The organism is Natronospira bacteriovora, assembly GCF_030848495.1.
Classification (GTDB): Bacteria; Pseudomonadota; Gammaproteobacteria; order Natronospirales; family Natronospiraceae; genus Natronospira; species Natronospira bacteriovora.
Genome location: NZ_JAVDDT010000014.1, coordinates 1 through 3,872, shown reverse-complemented (window position 1 = coordinate 3,872; position 3,872 = coordinate 1). Strand labels below are relative to the sequence as shown.

Annotated in this window: 5 protein-coding genes; all 5 read right to left on the bottom strand. The window is 51.1% G+C overall.

What is annotated here, in order from left to right; translation table 11 throughout:
* Window positions 1–30: 30 nt before the first annotated feature.
* The 5 genes from blaOXA to RBH19_RS13600 all read right to left on the bottom strand — a co-directional run bounded on the left by blaOXA (window position 31) and on the right by RBH19_RS13600 (window position 3,807).
* Window positions 31–813, bottom strand: a complete 783-nt coding sequence (gene blaOXA, locus RBH19_RS13620; RefSeq protein WP_190975350.1) for a class D beta-lactamase — start codon at window positions 811–813, stop codon at window positions 31–33.
* A gap of 94 nt (window positions 814–907) precedes the next feature.
* Entirely contained in the window at window positions 908–2,080 is a 1,173-nt protein-coding gene (locus RBH19_RS13615; protein ID WP_306729407.1) for a hypothetical protein, read from the bottom strand.
* Window positions 2,081–2,177: 97 nt separating this feature from the next.
* The gene (locus RBH19_RS13610; RefSeq protein ID WP_306729406.1) at window positions 2,178–2,501 is read right to left on the bottom strand and encodes a hypothetical protein; all 324 of its coding nucleotides are present in this window, start codon (window positions 2,499–2,501) and stop codon (window positions 2,178–2,180) included.
* Between the two features lie 93 nt (window positions 2,502–2,594).
* Window positions 2,595–3,155, bottom strand: coding sequence for a hypothetical protein (locus tag RBH19_RS13605; RefSeq protein ID WP_306729405.1), 561 nt, complete (start codon window positions 3,153–3,155; stop codon window positions 2,595–2,597).
* A 133-nt stretch (window positions 3,156–3,288) separates the two neighbouring features.
* Complete coding sequence (locus RBH19_RS13600; protein ID WP_306729404.1) at window positions 3,289–3,807, bottom strand: hypothetical protein; 519 nt, start codon at window positions 3,805–3,807, stop codon at window positions 3,289–3,291.
* Between the last annotated feature and the right edge of the window lie 65 nt (window positions 3,808–3,872).

The window sequence follows — 3,872 nt, the reverse complement described above, 5'->3', positions numbered from 1 at the left end:
AGTTGATGGATTTGTTAGGCTCGAAGGTACTCACAGCACGCCCAGTGCCTTCAGGCTTGCCATGCCTAGTTGGACACGTTTACCAGCATCAGATGGTTGATGAATATCCATGTTCATCGCAAAGGTGAACAAGCTATCCTCTTTCTCGACCCAGCCAACCCACCACCCGATGCCAGGTTCCGGCGCGTTTTCCCAGCCCGTCTTGCCATAGAGCTTCCAGCCCTCCCCCTGCTCAAGGAGCACGATTTCTCGGACGGCAGACTGAAGCTTTGCGGAGATTGGGAGCTGATTCCGCGCCAATCGCAGCAGAAACTCGGTTTGTTCGATGGCACTGATCTCAAGGGGGCCATCTAGCCAGAACCTATCGACACTAGCGCCAATATCGTTGTTGCCGAAATCCAGACTGGCGAGATTCTTGCGCATTGACTCGGTGCCGATGCGCCGGGCCAGCTCCTGATACACGGGGACATTGGAAGCGGTGATGGCCTCCCTCAGCCCCATGTCCTTTTCCCACGCCTTGATGACCTGTGGCTGGCCGCCGTATGGTAGCACTTCGTCCACACTTTCAACGGCTCCGACGGAAAGCCCGATAAGACTGTTGGGAATCTTGAAAGTGGAGGCAGGCACAAAGCGTGTTTTGGCTCTTGACTGGTTATAGCCCGAGAAACTGCCGGTAGCTGCGTCAAGTAGGACAAAGGTACCCGTGACTTCAGCGTCTCGGAACAAGCCTTCAATCTCCGTGCTTTCCTTCCAGCTGGAGGAACAGCCAGAAAGTCCAATGGAGAAGATTAGTGCGGCGAGTAGAGGCTTCATAGTTGATGAGCCTAACGCAAAGCTTTGCGGCAATTTTGGAACCGCGCAGCGGTGGAAAAATTGTCCGACAACAGCAGCTTGTTGAGCCAACGCCTCATCTTGGTACTTTTGGCCCGGGAACCGTATCGACTAATTGTCCGGAAAACAGAATTCCCAAATGCCCATCATCGACAGACATCCCTAAATCACGGCAAGCGCAGAAAACACGGACCTCCTCCTGCTTCTTCTCTTCGAGGCAGGAAATCACATACTCGATGAAATCTTCAACGATTTGCCGTTCATCATGAAAGAGATCCAATCCTACCGACTTCTTCGAAACGCCGAATGCTCTCTCCCACATTGACGCATAAGAATCAAAAACTGGCACCCTGCCGTTAAAGTAAAGCTCGTTGAACTTAAGCTTCTCGATGACGACGTTGCCGTGAAGCAGGTCGTTTCTTTCATTTACGAGCGAGTGGTAACGCCTGCAGGAATCATGGCTGTAATCGACATCGGACTGAAACCCCACGCAGTTGTGTGAAAGGCTCTTGATGCGGACGTCAATAGGTTGCCTGATAAGATTCTCCCTTAACCTATCATCCCGCTTCAAGGCTGGCTTCATTAGCAAGTACATCAGAAGATTAACGAACGCTTCAGCCATTACCGGCAACATCGATCGCACACCGAAGCACAAGCCTGTCGCCTTCGTGATAATTTCGGCTTGCCGCTGCCACTCCTTTGACCATTCTTTGGTGCTTTCGTAATCCCCAACGCCACCAAGCTGGGAAGTTTGGGCTGCAACATCGAGTGCATCGAGCTCAGATATTAGGCATTCAACGGACCTTCGAATCCGATGGTACGGATTGATAAACTCCACCCAATGCTCCAAGGCCCTGCGAATCCTTCCCATGGCTTGGCCATACTTGGGGAAGGTTGCCTTGATGCCTTCGACCAGTTGATCAATGGCAGCGGGCGGTAGCTCCTCGCCCGAAACCCATATCTCAGTCCGAAAATTGTGCCCTTGCACCAGGACGATGCGACCTTGAGCCTCTAGAGCCCATTCCCAATGAATTAGGTTTTCAGAATGATCACCACGCAGAATATTCTGAATCCCATTTGGGGGGCCAAATCTACCGTACAGGTAACAGTATAAATCACCCGGCTTAATCTCGTTCGCGAGTTTCCAATAAGTATTGAAGTGGGGCCGGTCATCTGACCGAAGTTGCTCGATCAACTTCCGCGGGTCGACTGCGGAAAGTTTTTCGACAAAGTCCGACTCTAGCTTCATACAGCCTCAACGCCGAGCTGAGCGGCGGGTTTGTAGCGGAGCGGAAAACCCGTCCGGCGCAGGCCCGGCCAGGGCCGGAGCGAACTCGAGCGACTTGTTAAGTGTTTTCATGCGAGCCTCGTTTACGAAAATAGCCGAAAACAGATAGCCAGACGAACACGAATGAAACGGGCCAAGCCAATATACTAAGCCATCCCCACCACTTATAACCGAGAGAAAACGCATCAAATGCCGCCACAAAAATGTTCAGGAACATGGCGAGCAGGCCATAACCGATTATGAAGTTCTCCCAAGGGTGTATCCCGGATACAACCTGAACCTCATCCTCTGGAGTTGGGCCAAATACAATCAGCAGACCGAAGGCGCAGACAACGCCGGTCGTCGTAAAAAGCGAGAATATTTTCGACTCAGAGATTTCCATAACACTTAACGCCCGGCTCACGCGCCGGTTTGGAGCCGCAGAGCGGCGGAAAATCGGTCGCCGTGCAGCCGATTGTTAGGCATTTTCAAGGACTTAGAAGATTCCACCTTTGAGCAACTCCCTCACCAAAGCTTTTATTGACTCTAAGGATACAAACCTTAGCGACCCCTTTACCCAAGAAATGTACCTAGGTTCGGTTTGAACCTTATTACCTGAAATGTAGTCATCAATAACTCCATACAACTCATGGAATCCATGAATAAGGTCGGCGCTATCTAGCCTTGCAACAGATATATCAGTAAATCCATCAGGTGAGGTTCTGCAGAATACGACGCATGGCGTTTTCGCCTGTTCACTCACGCCGAGAGCAGCCATAAGCGTCTGGTTAAATTTCTTGAGGAGCCGATCGCTTCCAGAGTGCAAATAAAATACGCTTAGCTCATTTCCGGACAGTCTATCGAGTTGAGCAAAAACACCGTGATCTTTGAGAACTTGCTTGAATTCGCGATCTTGAAAGTCATAGAACACAAAGGCTAAAGCTTTTGCTCTACCAGACTCTATGTGGTCTACCGCTATGCCGTGAAAACGTTCTAGGAATGAATCCGCGCTGTGCCCTATACCTTTACCCGAGCCCTGCTCAAAAATCGGTATCACATTATTCTCCCAATAACTGGCGTTAAACCCTACTGCCTAACGCCGAGCTGAGCGGCGGGCTTGTAGCGGAGCGGAAAGCCCGTCCGGCGGAGGCCCGATCAGGGCCGGAGCGAACTCGAGCGACTGGTTATAACTATAGGTCTTCATATGAAAAACGGTAGTATTCAAGCTCAAAACCCCAGTCGGGCAAGTCATCAACCTTTACGAGCCTTGGAAAAGGCAAGCCTGGGACATGCAATACGAAGGAGAAGAAATCCCCTTTACGGCACTCACCATCTTCGCATTCACGAAGATATCGCTCGGTTAAAGCGCACCAAGAATGGTAATGATGGGTGACTTTGCCACCGCCTTCCAGCTCCCACACAAACCCTTCGGCATCTTTCTCATGCCAAGTATGAAACCACTTCCCTCCGCCGCAAAAACTACCTTGATACTCACACTGAACGGTATCACTGAAATCAACGGCTTCTCCGTCATTGCGCAGCGAAAACTCGAGGAAGAACTGCCTACTGGAACCTTCCTCCGGAAAGTCAATGTCGGATTTAGCTTTGCTGCAGGCGACGGAACTCCCAACGACTGAACCTAACGCGCCAATTGACTGGCACCCACCAGAAAAGAGCAGCGTGATGACTATGGTAAATCGGCTTAGCATCTAGGTCCTTTAGTTATAACGCCCATCGTAACCGGGCGGCTTTGGAGCGTCAGCGGAAAAGCCGA